Consider the following 23,313-nt stretch of genomic DNA (forward strand, 5'->3'; position numbering starts at 1 on the left):
AGCGCTCAGCGGATCCGGCACTCCTTGAGCGTGAGGGGCTTCGTGTTCCCCGCGGTGCGGCTGCACACCACGCGGGGCTCGGAGACGCCGTCGCCGGTGCGGCGGACCTCCTTGAGGACGATGCTGTGCCCGGCGCGGTCCCCGTACAGCGGGGCGCGGGTGAAGTCGATGGTGCCGGTGGCCATGCCCTCGATCTTGACGTTCCGCAGGTTCACCCAGGTCGAGGCACGGCTCTGCGGCCGGTCGTCGCGGGTGGCCGCCCAGAACAGGGCGCGGGTCGCGTCATGGGCCAGGGCGGTCTGGCCGCTGGCCAGGGCGGGGCTGTCGTAGCGCAGGCGGCGGCCCTGCAGGCCCGGCAGGTACGTGGCGGCGTCCTGGTAGAAGGCCGTCGTGGTGGCAGCGGTCTTCAGCTCCGCGAGGGCGGCGTGGTACAGCGTGACCTTCGGCGCGACGGAGTGGCCGCCGCCGGCGAAGTCCGCCTTGGACAGGTCGTCGCCGGTGAGGATGGCCAGCGGCTTTCCGGCGCAACCCGGCTCGGTGCCCAGCCGGGCCATCAGAGGGTCGACGTCCTCCACCCGGCCCGCGAAGTAGATCACCGACGGGACCCGGCCGCCGCGGCAGATCTCCTGGGCGTGCGAGCGCAGCTCCGGCTTGCCGCCGCTGAGGGTGTAGCGGCGCTGTGCGAGCAGGGTGAAGCCGTGCCGCTGCAGCATCCGCCGGCCGTAGTGGGCCTGTTCGTCGGTGTAGAGGTCGTCGGTCCTCGCCGTGTCGCGGGCCAGGACGAGGGCGTACTGCCGCCGGTCCGGGATGCGCAACTGGGCGGCTATCAGGCCCAGTTGCCGGGTCTGCCACTCGTCCGTGGCGGCCAGGCTGAACCAGTTGGCGAACTCGCGGGGCAGGTAGGTGGCGGAGTTGGTGCCGGAGACGACGGGCAGGCCCGCCTCCATCAGGGTGCGGGTCGTCGCCCGGCTCGACTTCAGGTCGCGGCCGGTGCCGACGACCCCCACCACCGTCGGGTCGTGGGCGGCGTACGCGGCGATCGCCTCGGCCATCCCCTCCTGGTGGCCCAGGTCCACACCGCCGTTGGCGAGCAGGACGCGCAGTTTCACGCTGGAGTTCTCGTTGATGACGGCCTGCGCCAGGTACACGCCCGCCAGTTCCTCGACGCCCTTCACGAGCGAGGAGCCGTTCGCGAGGCCGGCGCTCAGCGGCCCGGCATAGACGACGGTGACGTACCGGCCGGCGTGGTGGGCGAGGACGTCCGCGTTCTGCCCGGCGATCCGGTCCTCCAGGTCGGCCACCGTCCAGGGCTCCTGGCCGCCGGCCGTGAGCGCTCTGACCTCCTCGCCGGTCTCCGGCGCGGGCAGCCAGTCGGCGAAGCGGACGCCGCCCGTCGCGATGCCGATGCACTCCGTGCCGCCCCGGGGTGCCTTCTCGAGCCGGGTGTCCCGGTTGGCGGTCAGCACGGACGCCGAGCAGTACCGGTCGTTCAGGGCGTCCGCCCGCATGACGGTGGCGGCGGTCAGCAGGGCGATCACCAGGACCAGGGTATGCAGCGCCCACAGCAGCCGGGCGAGCGTCGGCCGGGCGGAGGCCCGCAGATGGTGGCGGCCCTCCTCGACCGGACCGAGCTGGTCGTGCGGCAGCGGGACCTTCATCACCCACGGGAGGACGGACCGCTCCCGGCTGGGTGACTGCTCGGCGCGCAGGTTGCGCGCCCACTCCCGGTACCAGGTGCGCAGCCGGACACCGAACACGGGCGGCACCGCGTCCGGGCGGGTCGCCGTCTGCACGACGCTGCGCTCCAGGCGCGGCACGTCGTCCGTGCGCACCGCCGCGACCACGAGCAGCGGGTCGAGCTCACTGCGCCGGCTGCGGACGTCGCTGATGGCCCGGATCAGCTCGACGCCGCCGTTGCGGTCGTCCGCGTGGGGCAGGAACAGCATCGGCGGGCGCGGCCGTTTGAAGCCGCGCAGGTCCCAGCTCCAGCGGCGGTGGTTGTCCCGCAGGTCCTCCCGCAGCGCCAGCACGCACAGCTGGAGGTGGAAGTCGCCGCCCGCCGTGAGCGCCTCGGCCACCCCGTGGGCCCGGGCCGCGATCGCCTTCCAGGAGCGCACCGGCCGCAGCAGCGAGACCTCGGTGGGCTGTTCCTGGTCCGCGGCCCTGAGGAAGGTCGTCGTCATGAACCAGCGGCTCTCCCGGCGCAGCCACAGGAAGATCGGCGCCCGCCCCGGCAGGGCGTAGTTGAGGACGGTCAGCAGCAGCAGGAAGACCAGACCAGCGCCCACCGCCACGTACCACTCACTGCGGGCCAGGAGCGCGGCGAGCACCGTGACCAGGCTCGCCGGGAGGATGTGTGCCATGTCGAACAGCGGCAGCCCCGAACGCCAGCGCGCGGTGTTCTTCGGCCGCCAGCGCTGCTGCGCCAGCTCGTTCAGCAGCCGCTGCCGCTGGTCCTGCCCGGCCTCGGGGCTGCCCGGGGCGGGCGTCGGCCAGTTGTCGCCGAGGGCCGCGACCGCGTCGTCGATGGCGTGCACCAGCCGCAGCCGCGGGAACGCGTAGCGCCGGTAGACCGCCTTCGGGCCGCCCCACTTCCGCGGGTCGCTCAGCGCCCGCACCATGGCCGCGGCCCGGCGCACCTCCGTGGAACCCTCATGGATGTCCTGCGCCACCGCGCAGCGCGTACCGTGCGCCTCCTGCCCCTCGTAGAGCTGCCGGACCAGCCCGGCCACCGCGTCGTCGTCCCGGCTCTCCTGCGCGTGCACCACGAACACCGGCATCGGCGGCTCGCCGCTCGTACGGAAGTCCTGGATGAGGATCTCGAGCTGATTCTGCAGATGGCGCCCGGCGTCACTCTCCGGCATGCCCTCGTGGCCCCCAGGGCAGTTCGGCGGCGTTCGATCAGCGTTCACCATGGGCAACCCCCGTTAACCGTCGGTGACTTACGAGGTTAGCCGGTGCCGATGGGGTGCGAGTGGGTGACGGACGAACTTCCGGAGCGTTTCGGCGCGTCGGTGGGGCTCGGCTCCACGGTTCCCACGTGTTCCGCCCGGGTTGGAGCCCCTGCCGGACGACTGACGCCCGGGGGTACGCCGTCCTTCGGCGGCCCCGGAGCTCTCGGCTACGCCGCCGCCTCAGCCGCCGGGAACCCCGCGCTGCGCAGCACCCGCCGCCGCGCGTCCACCGCGAACACCTCGCAGTGCTCCCGGGACGCCGCCCACTCGATGCCCTCCGGCCCCAGCGCGAACGCCGCCGTCGCGACGGAGTCCGCCACCGTCAGGGTCGGCGCCACCACGGTCATGCTGAGCAGCCCGGTAGCCGGGCGGCCGGTACGGCCGTCGATGATGTGGTCCCCGCGTTCGTAGCGGGCGGACGTCGCGACGGCCCGGTCCGTGAGGTCCAGGACCGTGCACAGGCGGTCGGCGTGCTCGGGGTGGCGCACGCCGACCCGCCAGGGACCGCCGGAAGCGATCACGTCACCGCCCGCGTTGAGGCAGAAGCGCCGTGCCCCGGCCGCCCTCAGCAGCTCCGCCCCCTTCTGCACCGACCAGCCCTTCACCACGGCGCAGGGGTCGAGGCCGCGGCCGGGCAGGCGGACGTCGAAGGCGCCCCGGGTCGCGAGCCGGTACTCCTCGCACAGGTCCAGCACCTCGCGCAGCTGCGGTCCGGGCTCGGGCACCTCGCCCCGGTCCAGCCGTGAGACCTCGCTGTCCGGCCGGAACGGGCTGAACCGCGCGTCGACCTCGCGCAGCCACGCGAACAGGCCGTCCACCGGCGCCCCGGGGAATTCCTCGTCGTCGATCCGTACGGACACCGGGAACCCCATGACGTGCTCGACGCGCCGCATCCCGTCACCCCTTCGCGTCGAGGGCAGCCTGGAGCGACTCCCGGTAGCCGTCGCTGGTGATCGTGGCGCCGGACACCGTGTCGATGTCGGCGCTCTGCGCCCCCAGCGTCTCCTCGATCAGCTGCGGCACGGCGGCCGCGGTCTGCGGGTGGTCCGGCTGCCGCAGCATCCGCACCGAGGCGATCCTGTCGCCCTCGAAGGTGACCTCGACCTGCACCTGCCCCTTCTCGGTGTCGACCGTGGGCCCCGACACGACCGTGGAGGTCGTGCCGCCGGACCCGGCGGACGTCGAGACCGAGGGCGTCGACGCGGGGGCAGAGGCCTCCGTGGCGGCCGACGACGACCCGGCTTCCTGCGAGGGGGCGTAGCGCCAGACGGGGATCAGGCCCGCGATGCTCAGGACGAGGACGGGTATGGCTCGCTTCACGACAGTCTCCTCGTCATCCGGCCAGGCTGAAGCGTTCGAAGTGGACCTGCGGCCTGGGCACGCCCAGCTCGCGCAGACTGCCGAGCACCGCCTTCATCATCGGCGGCGGGCCGCACAGGTAGACGTCCCGGCCGGTGATGTCCGGCACCAGACGCGCCAGCTCCCCCGGCGCCAGCCGGTCGGGCACCGGCGGGCCCGTGACCAGGTGCAGTTCGGCCCCCTTGGCGACCGCGAGCGCGCGCAGTTCGTCGTGGAGGACGGCGTCCCGGTCCGTGGCGACCCGGTAGATCACGACCGCGTGGCCGTGCAGCTCCTCCAGCAGGGCCCGGATCGGGGTGACCCCGACGCCGCCGGCGATGAGCAGGGCGTCCGGACGGGTGCGGTGCAGGGTGGTGAAGGCGCCGTAGGGGCCCTCGGCGAAGACCCGCGTACCGACCTTCAGGTGCCGCAGGGCGGCGCTGCCGTCGCCCGCCCGCTTGACGGTGAGCCGGAGGGTACGGCCGTCCGGGGCGGCGGACAGCGAGAACGGGTTCGCCTGCCACCAGCGGTCCTTCGTCAGGAACCGCCACAGGAAGAACTGCCCGGCTCGGGCGGGCAGCCGGTCCAGGTCACGGCCGGTGAGGTGGATCGAGACCACGTCGTCGTTCTCGGGGACGACGGCCGTCACGCGCAGCCGATGGCGGAGGTTGCGCCACAGCGGCAGCACCAGGCGGCCGGTGAACACCGAGGCCAGGGCCACGCCCCACACGCCGTACCAGTACGCCCGCGCCACGGACGACGAGGCGAACGTCGTACCCGCCGCAACCTGGTGCGTGAACGCCAGCACCACCGCCACGTAGGTGTACAGGTGGATGAAGTGCCAGGTCTCGTACGCCAGCCGGCGCCGGGCGTAACGGGCCGAGACGGCACCGATCATGATGATGATCGCCAGCGCGACGATCGCGCGCAGCACGCCCTCGACCGTCTCCGCGAGGTCCACCAGCTGGTTCACCGGGTCCAGGGACGAGGATCCGGCGTAGCCGAAGACGATGAACACCGCGTGCGCCAGCAGCAGCCACAGCACCGAGAAGCCGGTCCAGCGGTGCCAGGACGTCAGCCGGTCCATGCCGATCCGCCGGTCGAACCACGGCAGCCGCGCCACCAGCAGCAGCTGGAACGCCATGAGCAGCGCCCCGTACAGCCCCGCCAGCCGGCCCAGCACGATCAGCGCGTTCGAGGCGAGACCGGCCTGGACGAAGAACACGGTCACCGCGACCGCGTTGGCGAGCAGCACCGCGTACAGGCCGGTGCGGCCGACCACTGCGGGACGCACGCCCGGGCGGGTCGCCGCGGGAGGTTGATGAAGGGTCGTCACGCTCGGCAGCTCCTTGATCGGATCCTGGGACACCGAGCTTGACGCGGGGGAGCTGTCGGAAAGCTGTCGCACGACTTTCAAGTGTCTATCGATCCCGCGGCGGGAGGGCGGGCGGCTATGGCGGCACGGGACCCGTGCAGCACTATGAGGTCGTGGAAAAAGTACGACTTCTCGTCGTCGACGACGACCCGCCCATCGCCGACCTCGTCGCGACCGTCGCCCGCTACGAGGGCTGGGAGGCGGTCACGGCGTACACCGGCGAGGACGCGCTGAAGCGGGCCGCCGAGTTCCACCCGGACATCGTGGTGCTGGACCTGATGCTGCCCGGCGTGGGCGGCTTCGGCGTCCTGGACCGGCTGCGCGCCTCCGGCACGATGGTGCCGGTGGTGTTCCTCACCGCCCGCGACGGCGTCGCCGACCGGGTCGCCGGTCTCACCCGGGGCGGCGACGACTACCTGGTCAAGCCGTTCGCCGTGGAGGAGCTGATGGCCCGCCTGCGGACCGTGCTGCGGCGCAGCGCGGGACCCGCCTTCCAGCGGGCCGTGCTCCAGGTCGGCGACCTGACGATGGACGAGGACACCCGCGAGGTGCGGCGCGGCGAGAAGCTGCTGTCGCTGACCCCGACCGAGTACGAGGTGCTGCGCTACCTCATGCGCAAGTCGCCCACCGTGCTGACCAAGGCGCAGATCCTCGACCACGTGTGGGAGTACGGCTTCGGCGGCCGGTCCAACGTCGTCGAACTGGTCGTCAGCCGGCTGCGCCGCAAGCTCGACGAGACCGACGACGGGGCCGCCCCGCTCATCCACACCGTGCGCGGATTCGGATACGTGCTGCGACGGGCCTCCGAGTGATCGCCCGGCTGCGGCGGGCCTACCGCGGAATGCGCCTGGGCACCCGGCTGGCCCTCGGCCTCGGCGCGCTGTCGCTCGTCGTGTTCGCCGTCGTCGGCACCGCCCTGACCACGTCCATGCGGGGCTACCTGTCCGCCCAGCTCGACACCCAGCTCGCGCAGGCCCAGATCGGCCAGTCCAAGAGCATCGCCGACCACGGCACCCTCTCGGGCAAGAAGTACTACAGCTGGTTCTACGCCGTGTACGACGTCTCGCGGGGCACGCCCGAGCTGCGCAGGCCCGAGGACCCCGCCGACCTGCCGAAGGACGTCGACGACTTCGCCGGGCTGGCCGCGGCGCAGGCCGCCGCGGACACGGAGCTGCTGCGCACCGAGTACCTCAGGGGCGCGGGCACCTACCGCCTGCGCGCCTGCCAGGTCGAGCCCGGGGTGGTCCTGGTCAGCGCCGCGCCCATGGACGACATCCAGGACACGGTCGGACAGCTGATCACCCTCCAGGTCGTCGCCTTCGGGCTCGCCCTGCTGGCCCTCGTCGTCTTCGGACGCAGGATGCTGCGCCGGGGCCTGAAACCGCTCAGCGACATGGCGTCCACCGCGCACGGCATCGCCTCGCACAACCTCACCGGGTCGGCGGCCCGGCTGCCGTTGCGCGCCGACGGCCGGGACGGCGGACCGGAGGTGGACGAGCTGCGGACCGCCTTCAACACCATGCTGGAGCACATCGACGACTCCCTCGCCGTGCGAGCGGAAGCAGAACAGCGGCTGCGCCGGTTCGTCGCCGACGCCTCGCACGAACTGCGCACCCCGCTGATGTCGGTACGCGGCTACGCGGACCTCTTCCAGTACGCCGCCGCCAACGCCCCCGAGGAACGCGACCGGCACCTGGCCCGGCTGCGCGCCGAGGCCGCCCGGATGGGCGTCCTCCTGGACGACCTGCTGCTGCTCGCCCGCCTCGACGCGGCCGAGGTGGAGACACCGCTGCGGCTGCATGACGCCGACCTGGCGGAGCTGGTGGACCGGGCGGCCGACGCCTTCCGCGCGGGCCGCCCCGACCATCCGCTGACCGTGCTCGCGGGCCCGCGTCCGGTGCCGCTGCGGATGGACCCGCTGCGGATCCGGCAGGTCGTCGACAACCTCCTGACCAACGCCGCCGTGCACACCCCCGCCGGGACGAAGGTGTCCGTGGAGGTGCGCGTCGCGCCCGGTACGGCCGAGGTACGGGTCACCGACGCCGGACCCGGCATCCCGCCCGACGACCGGGCCCGGGTCTTCGACCGCTTCTACCGCGTCGACAAGGCCCGCAGCCGCGACCGCGGCGGCAGCGGACTCGGCCTGGCGGTCGCGCGGTCCCTGGTCCGGGCGCACGGCGGGCGCATCGAGCTGGACAGCGAACCCGGCGCGACGGTGTTCACCGTGTGCCTGCCCCTGAACGGCGCGGGCTCCGACGGCCGTTGACGTTGTGCCGTCTAGACTCGACCGGCGACAGCCCGTACGACCACGGCAGGTAGCGTCCGCCAACCCGAAGGGCCCCGGCGTCTTGATACGGATGGAATCAGTCACCAAGCGGTACCCGGACGGCACGGTGGCGGTCGACCGGCTGTCCCTGGAGATATCCGACCGCTCGATCACCGTCCTCGTCGGACCGTCGGGCTGCGGCAAGACGACCACCCTGCGGATGATCAACCGGATGGTCGAACCCAGTGAGGGAACGATCCTCCTCGACGGCGAGGACATCCAGCGCCGGCCCGTCACCACCCTGCGCCGGTCCATGGGCTACGTCATCCAGAACGCCGGCCTCTTCCAGCACCGCACGATCGTCGACAACATCGCCACCGTGCCCCGCATGCTCGGCTGGGGCAAGCAGAAGGCCCGGGCACGGGCAGCCGAGTTGATGGAGCGGGTGGGGCTCGACGCCGCGCTCGCCAAGCGGTACCCGTACCAGCTCTCCGGCGGCCAGCAGCAGCGCGTCGGCGTGGCCCGGGCGCTCGCCGCCGACCCGCCAGTGCTGCTCATGGACGAGCCGTTCTCGGCGGTCGACCCGGTGGTCCGCAAGGGACTGCAGGACGAACTGCTGCGCATCCAGGACGAGCTGGGCAAGACCATCGTCTTCGTCACCCATGACATCGACGAGGCGATCAAGCTCGGCACGATGGTCGCCGTGCTGCGCGAGGGCGGTCACCTCGCCCAGTACGCGCCGCCCGCCGAGCTGCTGTCCCGCCCCGCGGACGCCTTCGTCGAGGACTTCCTCGGCGCCGACCGCGGCATCCGGCGGCTGTCGTTCTTCCCCTCCGCGCGCCTGGAACTGACGACCGGCCCGGTGATCCCGGCCGACGCCACCGCCGAGCAGATCACCGCCCCCGACGGCCCCTGGCTCCTGGTCACCGACGCGGACGGCAAACCCCTCGGCTGGGGCGAGCAGCGCGACCTGACGGCCGGGGACATCAGGGCCGACCGGCTCGTCCCGCACGGACGGCCGTTCGTGCCCGGCACCGACTCGCTGCGGGCCGCCCTCGACAGCGCGGTGCTCTCCCCGGCCGGCCACGCCGTCGCCGTGGACGACGCCGGGCGGGTGACCGGCGTGGTCTCGCAAGCGACCATCGGCGAGGCGATCCGCAGCGCCCACGCGGCGGCCGGCCACGCCGACGAGGCCAGGGTCTCGTCGTGAACGGCTTCTTCGACATCCCGAGCGACCTCCAGCACAGCTGGCTCGGCCTGATCGGGCTGCATCTGCGCGAGGCGCTGCTTCCGGTCCTGGCCGGGCTGCTGCTCGCACTGCCGCTCGCCCAGCTGTGCGTCCGCTTCCGCTGGCTGTACCCGCCCGTGCTCGGCGCCACCACCGTCCTCTACGCGGTCCCGTCGCTGGCCTTCTTCGTCGTCCTCATCGACTACACCGGCCAGACCGAACTGACCGTGATGATCCCGCTGGCCGTCTACAGCCTCGTGGTGCTCGTCCCGGCCATCGTCGACGGCGTGCGGTCGGTGCCGCAGGAGACCCTGGCCGCGTCCACCGCCATGGGCTTCGGGCCCGTACGTCGTTACCTGCAGGTGCAGTTGCCGATCGCCGTGCCCGCCATCATCGCCGGGCTCAGAGTCGCCACCGTCTCCAGCATCTCCCTGGTCAGCGTCGGCACCCTCATCGGCAACCAGGGCGCCCTCGGCAACCTGCTCGCCGACGCGCAGAAGTACGACCGGCCCGAGCTGGCCGTGAACTCCGTGGTGACGACGGCCGTCCTGGCGATCCTGTGCGACGCCCTGCTGGTCCTGCTCCGCGTCGTCCTGACCCCGTGGATGCCGAAAGCCACCCGCGGGCGCCCGAAGACCGGGGTGCGGCAGCGGCGGCCCGCCCCGCAGGACGTGATCCGGTGAACGTACTGAACTTCGTCAACGCCTTCTTCAGCGACAGCGCCCACTGGCACGGCTACGACGGCATCCCGCAACGCCTGCTCGAACACGTCCAGTACGCGCTGCTGGCGCTGGCCCTCGCAGCCGCGATCGGCCTGCCCGTCGGTCTGCTGACCGGGCACACCGGCCGCGGCGGCAACGCCCTCGCGTTCCTCGCCACCGCCGCCCGCGCGCTGCCCAGTTTCGGCCTGCTGGTGCTGATCGTCATCGTGCTGGGCTTCGGCCTGCTGCCCGTGATGATCCCGCTGGTCATCCTCGCCGTCCCGCCGATCCTGGTGACCACCTACGAGGCGGTCCGCTCCGTCGATCCCTCCCCGGTGGACGCCGCCCGCGGCATGGGCATGCGGGAGTCACGGATCCTGCTCCAGGTCGAACTGCCGGTCGCCCTGCCGCTGATCCTGAGCGGCCTGCGCTCGGCGGCCATCCAGATCGTGTCGACGGCCACCATCGCCGCGTACGTCAGCCTGGGCGGCCTCGGCCGGTACATCGTCGACGGGCTCTACCAGCGGAACTACGAGAAGGTGGTCGGCGGCGCCACGCTCGTGGCCGTCCTGGCGCTCGTCACGCTGGCGGTGTTCTGGGCGGTGGGCCGACTGGCCGTGTCGCCGGGGGTGCGCAGAAGCTGACGTCCGAGTGGTGTCCGTGAGGAACCGTGACCAGGCCGCTCTTGACTGGTCGTCAAGAGGCTGGATTGGATCGGTGGATGACTTCTACCGCGAAGAGCAGCTGGTCCAGGACGAGGCACACCGGCGCGGCGGCCGTCGCGCTCACCGCCGCTGCGGCACTGCTCGCGGGCTGTTCGTCCGGCGACACCTCCGACGACCCCCTGGCGGGCGAGAAGGCGAAGGCGGGCACCGTCGTCGTCGGTTCCAACAACTTCGCCGAGAGCACCCTGCTCGCCGACATCTACGGCGAGGCACTCAAGGCCAAGGGCATCAAGGTCACCTACAAGCACAACATCGGCAGCCGCGAGACGACGTACGGCCTGATGAAGAACGGCTCCGTCACCGTGCTGCCCGAGTACAACGGCTCGCTGCTGGCCTACCTGGACCCCAAGGCCGAGCAGAAGTCCACCGAGGCGGTGAACGCGGCCGTCAAGGCCAAGCTCGACAAGAAGCTGACGCTGCTGCGGTCGTCGCCCGCCGAGGACAAGGACTCGGTCACCGTCAACGCCGAGACGGCCGAGAAGTACAGGCTCACCTCCTCCTCCACCCTCGCGGACCTCAAGGACGCCGCACCGGACCTGGTGATCGGCGGTTCGCCCGAGTTCCAGACCCGGCATCAGGGCCTGGAAGGCCTGAAGTCCGTGTACGGACTGGAGTTCAAGTCCTTCAAGGCGCTCGACGCGGGCGGCCCGCTGACCCAGGCGGCGCTGACCCGGAACACCGTCCAGGCCGCGGACATCTTCACCACCGACCCGACCATCGTGAAGGAGAAGTTCGTCGTCCTGAAGGACCCGGAGAACCTCTTCGGGTTCGCGAACGTCACGCCGCTGGTCCACAAGGACGGTCTCCCGAAGGAGGGCGTCGACGCGCTCAACGCGGTCTCCGCGAAGCTGGACACGAAGACGCTCCTGGACCTGGACGCGCAGGTCCAGTTGGAGAAGAAGGACCCACTGGACGTGGCGAAGGCATGGCTGACGTCGGCGGGCCTGGCCTGAGCCGGCCGCCCGTAGCGATGCGATGACGGGAGCGGCCGGATTCGAGGGGGATCGAACGCGGGCCGGGGGCGGGGCGTCACAGGGACGCAACCGCCTCCGGCCACCGCGAGCCCCTGGGAGAGCCGTGCGTACCGCCGCCGTCACGGGCGTCAAGGACGGCCCCCGCATGACTGAGCTGCGCGGCGAGAGCGTGACGGTGAATCTGACCGGCCGGTCGGCGACCGCCTCGTCCTGGACGCGTTCACGGACCGCCCGGTGCCGTTCACCGTGGGGCCCGCACCGGCGGGAGGCCGGGACTGAACCGTTTCCTTCAGGTCTGCGCCGTTGCCTTCAGGCCCGCACCGCCGACGCGATCAGCTGGTCGATCAGGGCGATCAGCACGTCCCGGCACGACTCCCGGTCGCGCGCGTCGCACAGCAGGATCTGGACGTGCTCCGGGACGGCGAGCGCCTCCCGGATGTCCTCGGGCGGATAGGGGTGTTCGCCGTGGAAGCCGTTGACGCCGACGACGAACGGGATGCCACGGCGTTCGAAGAAGTCGATCGCGGCGAAGCTGGAGTCGGGTCTGCGGACGTCGACCAGGACCACGGCGCCGAGCGCGCCGAGGGACAGGTCGTTCCACATGAACCAGAACCGCTGCTGCCCCGGCGTACCGAACAGGTACAGCACCAGGTCCCGGCTGATGGTGATCCGGCCGAAGTCCAGGGCCACGGTGGTGGCCCGCTTCTCCTCGATGCCGTCGAGGTCGTCGACGCCCAGACCGGCCACGGTCAGGGGTTCCTCGGTGCGCAGCGGGACGATCTCGCTGACCGACCCGACCATGGTGGTCTTGCCGACGCCGAAGCCCCCGGCGATCAGGATCTTGACCGTGTCGGGTGCCGAAGACGCGTCAGTGGCAAGCTCAGAGCCGGCCAAGGCCGTCCCTCACTTTCTGCAGCAGGTCCAGGTCCGGAGTGGTGCGGGAGACGAGGCGCGGCGGGCGGGCGGTGATCCGGCCCGCCTCCAGCAGGTCGCAGAGCAGGATGACGACCACGCTCACCGGAAGGTCGAGCCGCGCGGCCACCTCCGCCACGGCGAGCGGCTCGGCGCACAGCCGGAGGATGCGGGCGTGCTCGGGCTGGCACCGGGCCGCATCGGCCGGCGGCGGGTCGACCGCGGTCACCGTCGTGATGAGGGTGAAGTCGGCACGGCTGGGCCGGGTCCGGCCACCGGTCAGCGTGAACGGCCGGACCAGCCGACCCGCCGAATCGCCTCCGCTCACCTCACACGCCTGGGTCGACGACGGGTCCGGCCACGCCCCGCGGTGCCGCGCTGAGGTGCTCGCCGATCTTCTTCACCAGCATGTTCATCTGGTACGCCACTACCCCGACGTCCGCGCCCGGCCCGGTCAGCACGACCAGGTGGGCGCCCGGACCGGCGGAGGTGAGGATCAGATAGCTGTTGGCCATCTCGATGAGCGCCTGGCGCACCGGACCGCCCCGGAAGTCCATGCTGACGCCCTTGCTGAGGCTCATCAGACCGGACGCGGTCGCCGCGAGCCGCTCGGCGTCGTCGCGCAGGAAGCCGGTGGACTTGCTGACCACCAGGCCGTCCTCGGAGAGCACCACGGCCTGGTTCACATCGGCGACCCGCTCCACGAGTCCGGTCAGCAGCTGGTCGAGCTGGGTGTGCGTGGTGGGGATGGGGCGTGTCATTGCGTGTCCTTCGTCGGCGGTCAGCGGTCGGCGGGCGGAGTCGAGGGGACCGGGTCGGCGGCGGACCGCCGGGGTGGGGTGGCCGCCTCCGCGTCGTGGGGCGGCTCGGCGTCGTCGTCACGGGCCCGGAGCGTGCCGCGCTGGAAGCCGGCCAGGGAGGAGGCGGCGGCCTCCGCGGTGAAAGTCTCGGGGGAGCCGTCGTCACCGGTGGACGCGGGCTCCTCGCGCAGTTCCTCCACCAGGCTGGTCTGCGGTACCCGGCGGGGGAGCGGGGCGAGGCCGTCCCGGCGTGGGACGACCGTGCGGGCGGTGGAGGGCGCGACGGCGGCGGCCGTGCGGGCCGTGACGAGCGGCCGGGGCTCGCGGGCGGACCCGGCGGGGCGTCCCGCGCCCCGCGACGCCTCGGTGCCCTGCGGCGCCCGGTCCTGCCGGGCGTCACCCGGACTTTGTCCGTCCCCCGAATCCCGTCGTCCGTCCCCCGAACCTCGTCCGTCTCCCGAACCCCCGTCGTCCACCGAAAGCCGCCCGCTCTCCGGGGTGTTGCCGTCCTTCGGTCCGCCCCCCGCGCCTCTCGGGCCGGGTGGGGCCATTCTGCCGTTCGCGCCGGCTCCGCCCTCGGCCACCCGCTCGTCGGGCGTCCCGCCGCCCGGGGCCTCCCTCACCACGATCTCGTGCGGGACCAGCACGATCGCCGTGGTCCCGCCGTACGGCGACGGGCGCAGTGTGACGGCGATGCCGTGCCGGTGGGCCAGCTGGGCGATCACGAACATGCCGAGGCGCAGGTCGTCGGCGAGCGCCACCACGTCGAACTGCGGTGGCACCGCCAGCTGTTCGTTGAAGGACGCGTGGTCCTCCTCCGACATGCCGAGACCGCGGTCCTCGATCTCGACGGCCAGCCCCTTCGCCACCATCCCGGCCCGGACCGTGACGGGGCTCGGCGCGGGGGAGTACGCGGTCGCGTTGTCGATGAGCTCGGCCATCAGATGGATGACGTCGGCCACCGCGGGCGGGGCGACGTACACCTCCTCCTCGGTGTGCACTTCCACCCGCTGGTACTCGGCGACCTCGCCGACCGCGCTGCGCAGGATGTCGATCAGCGCGACCGGATCGGTCCAGCTGCGGCCCGGCCGTTCGCCGCTGACGATGACGAGGTTTTCCTCGTAGCGCCGCAACTGGCTGGCCGTGGAGTCCAGTTCGTACAGACCCTTGAGGATGTCGGGGTCGGTGTGCTCGCGTTCCAGCGTGTCGAGTTTGCTGAGCTGGAGGTTGACCAGGTTCTGGCTCTGCCGCGCGATGCCCAGGATGATCTTCTGGAAGCCGCGCCGGGTGTCGGCGAGTTCGACCGCGGTGTGCACGGCCGTGCGCTGGGCGGTGTTGAACGCCTGCGCCACCTGACCGAGTTCGTCGTGCCCGTAGTCCAGCGGGGTCATCGCCGACTCCGGGTCGACCGTCTCGCCCCGCTCCAGCCGCGCCACCACGTCGGGCAGCCGGTCCTGCGCGAGGCTGACGGCGGCCCGGCGCAGGCCGCGCAGCCGCCGGGACAGCGAGCGGGTGATCCGCCAGGACATGCCGACGCACAACAGCAGCGCGAGCAGCCCGCCGGCGCTCAGCAACGCCGCCTTGAGCAGCAGCGCGTCCGCCTGGTCGGCACTGCGCTCGAGCAGTCCGGTCGTCTGCTGCTGGATGAGGCCCGCGTACTGGTCGGACAGCTTGTCCATGGCGGCGTTCCACCGCTTCTGCGTGTCCGGCAGGCCGATGCGGTCGGCGGAGGCGCTGGAGTTCCGCGCCGCCAGCACCTGGTCCTCGACCGACTGCAGCGTCTGCCACTCCGGGCTCGCCAGGATCCGCTCGGTCTGCGCCTTGGCGCCGCCGGTCAGCTGGGGCAGCACCTGGTCCTGGACCAGCCAGCGCCGGGTGTTCACCAGCTCCGCGAACTGGACCCAGGCCTTGTCGTCGAGGTGCCCGGACGGCCAGGCCAGGGTCAGCTGCGCGTCCTCCCGGGAGACCAGTTCCGCCGCGTGCTCCAGGCCGACCAGCGGACCGGCCTGCGAGGTGAGGTCGCCGTCGTCGACCTGGGACAGCTCCTGGAAGGCGTGGATCTGCTCGTCGATGATCGAGGAGTACTGGTCCAGCGCCTGCTGCGCGGTGATGTCGGTGGGATCGTCCACCTGGTCGCGGTAATACTCCAGGCTCCCCACCGAGCCCAGCACCGAGTACAGCCGGTCGGAGACGCGGGACGGCGCCTTCCCGATCGCGTCCGCCTGCCCGACGAGCTTGGCGACCGCCTTGTCGGTCTCCTCGCGCTGTGCGTCGAGAGCGGCCCGGGAGCCCCTCGGCGTGGCCAGCCAGGCGGCCGACAGGCTGCGTTCGCGCTGCAGGGCGAGCGTCGCGTCGGTGCCCATCGCACCGGTCGACCGGCTCAGCTCCGTCTGGTCGCGCAGCCTGAGGCCCTCCGAGAACATCTGGATCGTCGTCACGCCCCACATGGCGGCGAGGGTGACGCTCGGCACGAGGGCCAGGAGGACCAGGGAGATGCGTATGGATCCGAGACGGCGCCGGGCACCTGTCCGTCGAGACATCGTCGTCCTAGGGCGATCAGCGGGGGGCGTGGAAGAGGGAGGCGGAACGGTCGGAGAGGGCGGGGGACGGGTGCGGAGGTGGGGGAGTGCCCTGCACGGCACATGGGATGTGCAGGATGTTATCCGTACAAGTGGACGTAGAGGCCGGGCCTGACCGAATCTTTGGCGACACCCTCACAGGAAGAGCCCGGTCACCGGGTCCCGGCGGCGGCGAACCGTGCCACGGCGGACACGTTCGACCTGGTCACGAACGCGGGACCGGTGAGGACCGGAGCCGTCCCGCCGCCGCTGATGTTGCCGTTGGTCCGGTACAGCCACAGGGCGTCCACCGCGAGGTAGCCCTGCAGGTACGGCTGCTGGTCCACGGCGAACCGCACCTCGCCGCCCCGGACCGCCTTGACCAGGTCCTTGTTGAGGTCGAAGGTGGCGACCTCGGCCCTGCTGCCGGCCTGCTCGACGGCCTTGACCGCGCTGAGCCCGTACTGGGCGCCCAGGGTGACGACCTCGTCGATGCTGGAGTCCTGCCGCAGCCGGGACGCGATCGTGGCGGTCACCGCGTCCATGTCGGTGCCGTCCACGTACAGGTTGTCGGTGTCGCCGTCGAACGTCTTCTTCACGCCGGCGCAGCGGGCCTCCAGCGCGACGTTGCCCCGCTCGTGCACGACGCACAGCGCGTGTTTGGCCTTGGCTTCGTCCAGCTTGTCTCCGACGGCCCGGCCGGCCACGGACTCGTCCTGGCCGAAGTACTCCAGGAGGCCGGTCGGCCGCCAGGCGTCGATGCCGGAGTTGAGGCCGACCACGGGGATGCCGGCCGCCTTGGCCTGGGCGACCGGGCCCCGCATCGCCGCCGGTTTGGCCAGGGTCACCGCGATGCCGTCGACCTCGTCACGGACGGCGTCCCGCACCAGATCGGCCTGGGCGGCCGGGTCGGCGTCGCTGGCGTACGTCAGGTCGATGTCGTCCTTGGCGGCCGCCGCCTCGGCGCCCCTGCGCACCAGGTCCCAGAAGGCGTCGCCCTTGCCGCCGTGCGTGACCAGGGCGACCTTCATCCCGCCGCCGGACCCGCCCGCCGCGTCCCCGTCCGGTCCGTCGTCGGCCGCCCCGAGGGCGGAGCAGCCGGACACCAGCAGACCCACGGCGGCGGCCAGGGCCGCGGCCCGGCTGAGCCTCGGGGAGGTGTGCGACGGGGGAGGAGTGTTCATGAGGAGCGGACCTCGCTGTGCGCCGAGCAAGAGCAGGGTGAGAGCGCAGGCGGGGCCGCAGGGTGTGCGCCGACCGGATGGCTCTCGCTGGCCCGGAGCCAACCGTGTGTGACCACCGGTCGTCAAGTGAACGGCCACATGCCGTGAGTTGACGCTGCCGCATCGTGATGATCTGTTCGACTAGCCGAACAGTGGGTTCCGGTTACGGCTCGCGCCCCACCGCCCCGTACGGCGCGAGGTCCTCGTCGCGGATGCCCCCACCTCCGCTTTCCGTACCGTCCAAGCGGTTCGGCCGCCCCCCTCGGGCCTGCGCGACGCCGGGTTGCACCGGGCCGGGCCCCGCGAATGGCCCGGCCCACAACAGGGCGACTCGGACGGCGGAAAGGTGACGGTGGCGGCGGCCGGCCGTGGTCTCGAGGACCCGTCCGCCGGCGTGCGCGCCCGGGCGGCCGCGGCCTTCGCGCTGCCGGCCTCGATTCGGCTGGAGGGGGTGCCGTGATCTCGGCGCCCGGGGGCAGGCCCTGCCGGCCGTGCCCGCCGATGACTCTCAGGGCTGCCGCACCGGCGCCGGGGACACCGCTTTCGCCGCCCGGGCCTCCTTCCGGCGCTGCCGGCGGCTGACGCGGGGTTCCTGGTTGGGGAGCCAGCCGAAGGTGAGGCAGCTGCCGACCACGCCCAGGAGCATCCCGACGAAGAAGCCGCCCAGGTTGGAGGTCAGCCAGGTGCCCAGGGAGACCAGCACCCCGATGACCGAGTAGAACAGGCGCTGGGCGGGGTTGAAGAGGATCAGCAGCCCGCACAGCAGCATCACCACGGGGAGCAGATAGCCGGCCAGGCCCTGCATCCCGACGTGCAGGATGACGTCCAGCGACGCCTTCAGGGTGAGCAGGACCTCCGCCCCGCCCAGGGCGAGCAGCAACCCGCCCCAGAACGGACGGCCGGCCCGCCACCGGCGGAAGGCGGGCCGGAACGTCCCGCGTGAACCGCCGGGCATCAGCAACCTGACCCGCTGAAGCCCAGTTTCAGCCCCGGCAGCTTGAACACACCGGCGGTCGTGGCGTAGTTGGTCTGCCGCAGGTTGGCGATGCGCACGGTGTCGGACTGCTGGCTGAACACGCCCTTGGGTCCCCGGCCCAGCGGCCCGGCCTTGTTGAGCGTGCTGGCGTCGTTGCCGATCTCGATGTTGGTGAACGCGGCGTCGCCGGACAGGTCGGTCGAGTCGGTCGTCAGATCGCTGGCGGAGACCTTCTTCGCGCCGCCGCCCGCTCTGATGACCAGGTTCGTGCCGCCGAGGTCCACGCTCTGGCACAGCTTGGTGAGCGTCGCGTTCTTGATCACGGACGTGACGACCAGTACCTGACCGCCGGTTTCGCCCGCGTTCGGGCTGTCCTCGGCCATCTCGTCCAGACCACCGAACTGTGCGAAGCCGGTGCCGTTCAGCTCGGTCGCGGTGACCGTGAAGGGCATGCCGGAGATGGCGAACTGCACACCCAGTGCCCCCTCGGCGGTGAGGATCGCGAGGCCGGCGGCGACCGCGGCGGCCGGCACCGCCATCACCGCGGCCCGGCGCGCCCGGACCCGCCCGCGACGCGCGGGGGTGTCACCGGCGTCCGGGGCGGCGGCGCCGTCCGGTCTTTCGGGAGTGTGCTCGGCGGAGGAGGTCATGTCTGCTCCAGGTGCGTGTCGGTGCGGATCGGACTTCGGTGGCACGTTGCCCTGGCGCGGACACCGACCGCGTACGTACGTCTCCCCGCAACTCCCGGCGGATGCAAGGGCTTTCTCGTTACGCCGCAGTAGCCGACTCGGAAGTTACCGGGGGTTACATGAAGGGTCAAGGGAAGTGTGAACGAAGAGTGCCGGTTGTGTGCCGCAGGTGAGTCACCGCCCACCCGGAACCCTCACCGGCGACACAACTCTCCTGCAAGGCCTTGACGTTGACGGACCGCCAGGTCTACAACTCTCCTCGTCCCACCGGGTCCGTGGCGCCGGATCCGTGGTGCCGGATCCGTGGAACCGGATCTGTGGAGCCTGATCCGCCGCGCGGCACCGTCCGCGTGTCCCGGCCCCCGGCCCGTCCCGTACGGGCAGTTCGCCGTCCGGTGCGTCCGCACGGGCTTTCCCCCGCCCGAGTCCCCCTTCCCCGGCACGCTCGCTTCCCCCGGATCCGTGCCACCAGCCACCCCCCGCCCGGCCCGGCCGGAGGTCCTCCCGTGTGCCTCTGCCCGGTCACCGGTGCCGTTGCCGGCCCGTCACGTACGGAGAAGGCGTCACGGGCCGGCAACGGGGGACGCCCGGCGCTCCCCTCCACCCCCCACCCCTCACCCCCCCCGTCAGTGAAAGAGGTACACCCGCATGCGTACACGCACCCTCCTCACGCTCACCGCCGCCGTCGCCGCCCTCGGCCTCACCGCCCCGGCCTCCGCGGCCGACACGCCGGTCCTGACTACGACCGACGGCGCGGCCGTCGCGGTCGGCGACGTCCTCGACGCGTCCCTGGCGAGCGGCACCGCCGCCACCTTCTACTCCAGCGCGACCGGCACCAGCGGCATCTCGTGCACCTCGTCGGCGTTCGCCGCCACCGTCACCGACAACCCGGCCGCGCCCGGCACCGCCACCGAGACCCTGACCTCGCACAGCTTCGACACCAGCGGCTGCACCGCCAACGTCGTCGGGGTGCTCGGCGTCAGCGGCATCACCGTCGACAACCTGCCGTACACCACGAGCGTGTCCTCCGACGGCACCGTCTCCGTGACCCCGGCCGCGGGCTCCGCCGTCCAGTCCACGGTCAAGCTGCGCACCCTGCTCGGCACGATCACCTGCGTCTACCAGGCCCCCGGCCTGACCGGCACGGTGAGCAACACCGACAACAGCATCGCCTTCAGCAACCAGCAGTTCACCAAGACGTCCGGCTCGTCCCTGTGCTTCTCCAGCGCCTTCTTCACCGCCAAGTACGCCCCGGTGACGAAGGGCGGAGTCGCGGTCAACGTCAACTGAGCGACTCAGAGAAGTAGTTCAGCGTCGCCGTAGCCGTACGGCCAGGGCGGCGCCGCCGGTGAGCAACAGCACCGCGGCGGCGCCGCCCGCGAGCGCGGGAGCCGACGGACCGGAGGCGGGAGCCGAGGTGGAGGCCAGCGGGGTGCGGTCGCCCTGCGGTCGCTCCGGCTCCTGTTGCCGCTCCTGCTGTTGCGGCTGCTCCGGCTCCTCAGCCTGCTGCGGGGCGGCGGATCTCGGGGCAGCCGCCTTCTCGCTCTTCTCCGGCTGCCGCGTCCTCTCCGGCCGCGGTTGCTGCTCCGGCTGCTTCTTCTTCTCCGGGAACACCACGTCCGAGCACGAGTAGTACGTGTCCGGCGTACTGCTGTTCTGCCACACCGTGTACAGCACGTGCCGCCCGGCCCGGTCGGACGGCAGGGTCACCTTCATGCGGTACGCGCCGTCCGTCAGGGCCGGGTTTGTCACCTCCGCGAACGGCTCCCCGGGCAGGTCGGACCAGGACAGCGGCCCGGTCGCGTCGTAGCCGGGCCTGGTCAGGTACATCCGGAAGGTGCCGGTGTGCGGGATCGTCGAGACGTACCGCATGGCCAGTGTCGCGCCGGGCGTCACCCGGGTCGACGGCCAGTCGGCGCGGGCGAGGTCGAGGCCCCGGTAGGCGGGCAGGCCTCCGCTGCACAGCTTCCCGTCGGGAACGACCTCCCGGTCCCGGCCGTCGACGTTCGCCACCCGCAGGTTGTCCCATGCCGTGAAGGGCGCGCCGTTCGCGGCGACCGCCGCACGGCACGCCGCCGAGCCGGCCCGTTCGCCGCCCTCGGGAGAGCAGGCCACCACCCGGCTCACCGGATCCGTCGGCGCCCCGTGCGCCCGTGCCGGTCCCGCCGCCCACAGCGGCAGCAGCAGCGGGGTCGCGAGGGCGGCAGCGAGCGCGGCGCGGTGTGCGGTCGTACGGGACATGCGGCTGCGTCTCCTCGGCCGGGGCGGCGACGTTCGACAGTGAAGTACGGGAAACCGGCCGGGCGTGTTCACCTCCCCACGACCTGTTCGAAAAGGGGCCATTCGCGCTCAACGGCCCGTCATAGAGGGTCGGTTCCCAGCCAGATCGAGGGTTTCCCCCGTATCCCCGTGACCTGCCCTTTGCCTATCGTTCGAGCACAGCTGACCCACAGGTAACCCCGAACGGTCCGCTTCTGTCTCGCGCCTGGCCGGCCACCGCGTCGTTCTTCGCTTTTCGAAATACCCCCCTCCGCTTCGACGACGAAGCGACCCCACCGCCGCTCCGCTCAGCCCGGAGTCCGGCCACGAAAGGCAGACTGTGCGTACCTCCCCAACGCTCAGACGGAAGCTGATATCCGTCGCCGCCGTCTCCGCAGCCCTGCTGACCGCAGCCCCCGCCTCGGTCGCCGTCGCCCAGGAGTCCGCCACCGGCCCGGCCGCCGTCCCGGCCGCCCAGACCGAGGCCGCCCCCGGCGCCCCGGCCGAGCGTCTCATCGTCGGCTACAAGTCCGGCGCGAGCGAGGCCAGGTCCGACAAGGCCGCTGCCGCCGACGCCGCGTCCAAGGCCGAGAAGACGGGCGAGGAGATCGACTTCCAGCGCCGCCTCGGCACCGGCGCCGCCCTGGTCGAGCTGGGCACCGACCCCACCCGGGCGTCCGTCGCCGACGTCGTCGCCCAGTACGAGGCCGACCCGCAGGTCGCCTACGTCGTTCCGGACCGCCTGAACAAGCCGACGGCCGTCACCCCGAACGACACCGAGTACAGCAAGCAGTGGGACCTGTTCGAGTCCACCGCGGGCATGAACGTCCCGGCCGCCTGGGACACCACCACCGGCAGCGGCGTCACCGTCGCGGTGATCGACACCGGCTACGTCGCCCACTCCGACCTGGCCGCGAACATCGTCGGCGGATACGACTTCATCTCCGACCCCGCCGTCGCCGTCGACGGCAACGGCCGAGACAGCAACCCGGCCGACCCGGGCGACTGGTACAACGCCAACGAGTGCGGCCCGGGCATCCCCGCGTCCGACTCCTCCTGGCACGGCACCCACGTGGCCGGCACCATCGCCGCCGCCACCAACAACGGCAAGGGTGTCGCCGGTATCGCCTACGGCGCGAAGATCTCCCCGGTCCGTGTCCTCGGCAAGTGCGGCGGCTACGACTCCGACATCATCGACGCCATCACCTGGGCGTCCGGCGGCAGCGTCTCCGGCGTGCCCGCCAACACCAACGTCGCCAAGGTCATCAACATGAGCCTCGGCGGCGGCGGGGCCTGCTCCACCGCCACGCAGAGCGCCATCAACGGCGCCGTCAACCGCGGCACCTCGGTCGTCGTCGCGGCCGGCAACGAGAACCAGAACGCCGCCAACTCCTCCCCGGCGAACTGCAACAACGTCATCACCGTCGCCGCGACCAACCGCGCGGGCAGCCGGGCCTCCTACTCCAACTACGGCTCGGCCGTCGACATCGCGGCCCCCGGCGGCGAGACCCGGTCCTCCACCGCCAACGGCATCCTGTCCACGCTGAACTCCGGCACCAGGACGCCGTCGAGCGAGAACTACCGCCACTACCAGGGCACCAGCATGGCCGCCCCGCACGTCGCGGGCCTCGCCGCCCTGATGAAGTCGGCCAACTCCGCCCTCACCCCGGCGCAGATCGAGTCGGCCATCAAGACCAACGCCCGTACCCTGCCCGGCAGCTGCTCCGGCGGCTGCGGCGCGGGCCTGGCGGACGCCGCCAAGACGGTCCAGGCCGTCAAGGGCGGTTCGTCCACCGGCACGACCTTCTCCAGCACCACCGCCGTCGCCATCCCGGACAGGGGCGCGGCGATCGAGTCGCCGATCAGCGTCACCGGCCGCAGCGGCAGCGCCCCGTCGGCCCTGCAGGTCGGCGTGAACATCACCCACACCTACCGCGGCGACCTGGTCATCGACCTGGTGGCCCCGGACGGTACGGCGTACCGCCTGAAGTCCGCCTCCTCGGACTCCGCGGACAACGTGAACACCACCTACACGGTGAACGCCTCCAGCGAGAGTGCCAACGGCACCTGGAAGCTGCGCGTCCAGGACACCGCGGCGCAGGACACGGGGACGCTCAACAGCTGGAAGCTGACCTTCTGATCCCGTCGGTCCTCGGACGAGGACACTGAACGGAGCGGGCCACGAGCGGGGGGGGGGGGGGGGGGGGGGGGGGGGGGGGGGGGGGGGGGGGGGGGGGGGGGGGGGGGGGGGGGGGGGGGGGGGGGGGGGGGGGGGGGGGGGGGGGGGGGGGGGGGGGGGGGGGGGGGGGAGGGGGGGGGGGGGGGGGGGGGGGGG

20 protein-coding genes are annotated in these 23,313 nt (G+C 72.3%); 8 read left to right on the forward strand and 12 right to left on the reverse strand.

Annotated elements, in window-relative coordinates; all coding sequences use genetic code 11:
• Window positions 1-5: 5 nt before the first annotated feature.
• The 4 genes from ACZ5TL_RS28480 to ACZ5TL_RS28495 form a co-directional block, all read right to left on the reverse strand.
• Entirely contained in the window at window positions 6-2,864 is a 2,859-nt protein-coding gene (locus ACZ5TL_RS28480) for a type 1 periplasmic-binding domain-containing protein (protein ID WP_468593316.1), read from the reverse strand.
• Between the two features lie 257 nt (window positions 2,865-3,121).
• Window positions 3,122-3,847: an FAD:protein FMN transferase gene (locus ACZ5TL_RS28485; protein WP_468593318.1), complete on the reverse strand. Its 726-nt coding sequence runs from the start codon at window positions 3,845-3,847 to the stop codon at window positions 3,122-3,124.
• Between the two features lie 4 nt (window positions 3,848-3,851).
• Window positions 3,852-4,274, reverse strand: coding sequence for an FMN-binding protein (locus tag ACZ5TL_RS28490; RefSeq protein WP_468593319.1), 423 nt, complete (start codon window positions 4,272-4,274; stop codon window positions 3,852-3,854).
• A gap of 13 nt (window positions 4,275-4,287) precedes the next feature.
• Entirely contained in the window at window positions 4,288-5,574 is a 1,287-nt protein-coding gene (locus tag ACZ5TL_RS28495) for a ferredoxin reductase family protein (RefSeq protein ID WP_468593359.1), read from the reverse strand.
• 206 nt (window positions 5,575-5,780) lie between these two features.
• Here ACZ5TL_RS28495 and ACZ5TL_RS28500 point away from each other — a divergent pair, with 206 nt between their 5' ends.
• The 6 genes from ACZ5TL_RS28500 to ACZ5TL_RS28525 all read left to right on the forward strand — a co-directional run bounded on the left by ACZ5TL_RS28500 (window position 5,781) and on the right by ACZ5TL_RS28525 (window position 11,540).
• The gene (locus ACZ5TL_RS28500) at window positions 5,781-6,479 is read left to right on the forward strand and encodes a response regulator transcription factor (RefSeq protein WP_468593320.1); all 699 of its coding nucleotides are present in this window, start codon (window positions 5,781-5,783) and stop codon (window positions 6,477-6,479) included.
• Entirely contained in the window at window positions 6,476-7,933 is a 1,458-nt protein-coding gene (locus ACZ5TL_RS28505) for a sensor histidine kinase (RefSeq protein ID WP_468593321.1), read from the forward strand. The genes ACZ5TL_RS28500 and ACZ5TL_RS28505 overlap by 4 nt, the downstream gene beginning before the upstream one ends.
• A gap of 82 nt (window positions 7,934-8,015) precedes the next feature.
• The gene (locus ACZ5TL_RS28510) at window positions 8,016-9,143 is read left to right on the forward strand and encodes an ABC transporter ATP-binding protein (RefSeq protein WP_468593322.1); all 1,128 of its coding nucleotides are present in this window, start codon (window positions 8,016-8,018) and stop codon (window positions 9,141-9,143) included.
• Window positions 9,140-9,844 (forward strand): ABC transporter permease, encoded by a 705-nt coding sequence (locus ACZ5TL_RS28515; RefSeq protein ID WP_468593324.1) that lies wholly within the window; start codon window positions 9,140-9,142, stop codon window positions 9,842-9,844. The genes ACZ5TL_RS28510 and ACZ5TL_RS28515 overlap by 4 nt, the downstream gene beginning before the upstream one ends.
• Window positions 9,841-10,506 carry an ABC transporter permease gene (locus ACZ5TL_RS28520; RefSeq protein ID WP_468593326.1) on the forward strand — a complete coding sequence of 222 codons (666 nt, stop codon included), beginning with the start codon at window positions 9,841-9,843 and terminating at the stop codon, window positions 10,504-10,506. Before ACZ5TL_RS28515 ends, ACZ5TL_RS28520 begins: the two co-directional genes overlap by 4 nt.
• Window positions 10,507-10,583: 77 nt before the next feature.
• The gene (locus tag ACZ5TL_RS28525; protein ID WP_468593328.1) at window positions 10,584-11,540 is read left to right on the forward strand and encodes an ABC transporter substrate-binding protein; all 957 of its coding nucleotides are present in this window, start codon (window positions 10,584-10,586) and stop codon (window positions 11,538-11,540) included.
• 330 nt (window positions 11,541-11,870) lie between these two features.
• On the opposite strand, the gene ACZ5TL_RS28530 is transcribed toward ACZ5TL_RS28525, so the two are convergent.
• The 7 genes from ACZ5TL_RS28530 to ACZ5TL_RS28560 all read right to left on the reverse strand — a co-directional run bounded on the left by ACZ5TL_RS28530 (window position 11,871) and on the right by ACZ5TL_RS28560 (window position 18,680).
• The gene (locus tag ACZ5TL_RS28530) at window positions 11,871-12,455 is read right to left on the reverse strand and encodes a GTP-binding protein (RefSeq protein WP_468593330.1); all 585 of its coding nucleotides are present in this window, start codon (window positions 12,453-12,455) and stop codon (window positions 11,871-11,873) included.
• Complete coding sequence (locus ACZ5TL_RS28535; protein ID WP_468593332.1) at window positions 12,442-12,801, reverse strand: DUF742 domain-containing protein; 360 nt, start codon at window positions 12,799-12,801, stop codon at window positions 12,442-12,444. The genes ACZ5TL_RS28530 and ACZ5TL_RS28535 overlap by 14 nt, the downstream gene beginning before the upstream one ends.
• A gap of 1 nt (window position 12,802) precedes the next feature.
• Window positions 12,803-13,234, reverse strand: coding sequence for a roadblock/LC7 domain-containing protein (locus ACZ5TL_RS28540; protein ID WP_468593334.1), 432 nt, complete (start codon window positions 13,232-13,234; stop codon window positions 12,803-12,805).
• 20 nt (window positions 13,235-13,254) lie between these two features.
• The gene (locus ACZ5TL_RS28545) at window positions 13,255-15,813 is read right to left on the reverse strand and encodes a sensor histidine kinase (RefSeq protein ID WP_468593336.1); all 2,559 of its coding nucleotides are present in this window, start codon (window positions 15,811-15,813) and stop codon (window positions 13,255-13,257) included.
• 191 nt (window positions 15,814-16,004) lie between these two features.
• Window positions 16,005-17,015 carry a substrate-binding domain-containing protein gene (locus tag ACZ5TL_RS28550; protein WP_468593338.1) on the reverse strand — a complete coding sequence of 337 codons (1,011 nt, stop codon included), beginning with the start codon at window positions 17,013-17,015 and terminating at the stop codon, window positions 16,005-16,007.
• A 547-nt stretch (window positions 17,016-17,562) separates the two neighbouring features.
• Complete coding sequence (locus ACZ5TL_RS28555; RefSeq protein WP_468593340.1) at window positions 17,563-18,009, reverse strand: DUF6114 domain-containing protein; 447 nt, start codon at window positions 18,007-18,009, stop codon at window positions 17,563-17,565.
• Entirely contained in the window at window positions 18,009-18,680 is a 672-nt protein-coding gene (locus ACZ5TL_RS28560) for a DUF6230 family protein (protein ID WP_468593341.1), read from the reverse strand. The genes ACZ5TL_RS28555 and ACZ5TL_RS28560 overlap by 1 nt, the downstream gene beginning before the upstream one ends.
• A gap of 687 nt (window positions 18,681-19,367) precedes the next feature.
• On the opposite strand from ACZ5TL_RS28560, the gene ACZ5TL_RS28565 reads away from it, so the two are divergent.
• Window positions 19,368-20,009: a Tat pathway signal sequence domain protein gene (locus tag ACZ5TL_RS28565; protein WP_468593343.1), complete on the forward strand. Its 642-nt coding sequence runs from the start codon at window positions 19,368-19,370 to the stop codon at window positions 20,007-20,009.
• Window positions 20,010-20,027: 18 nt separating this feature from the next.
• Here the strand turns inward: ACZ5TL_RS28565 and ACZ5TL_RS28570 are convergent, their stop codons facing one another.
• Window positions 20,028-20,960 carry a lytic polysaccharide monooxygenase gene (locus ACZ5TL_RS28570; protein ID WP_468593344.1) on the reverse strand — a complete coding sequence of 311 codons (933 nt, stop codon included), beginning with the start codon at window positions 20,958-20,960 and terminating at the stop codon, window positions 20,028-20,030.
• A 358-nt stretch (window positions 20,961-21,318) separates the two neighbouring features.
• On the opposite strand from ACZ5TL_RS28570, the gene ACZ5TL_RS28575 reads away from it, so the two are divergent.
• On the forward strand, window positions 21,319-23,118 hold the full coding sequence (locus tag ACZ5TL_RS28575) for a S8 family peptidase (protein WP_468593345.1): 1,800 nt from the start codon (window positions 21,319-21,321) through the stop codon (window positions 23,116-23,118).
• Window positions 23,119-23,313: the final 195 nt, after the last annotated feature.

Source organism: Streptomyces sp. NPDC033136 (assembly GCF_055578235.1).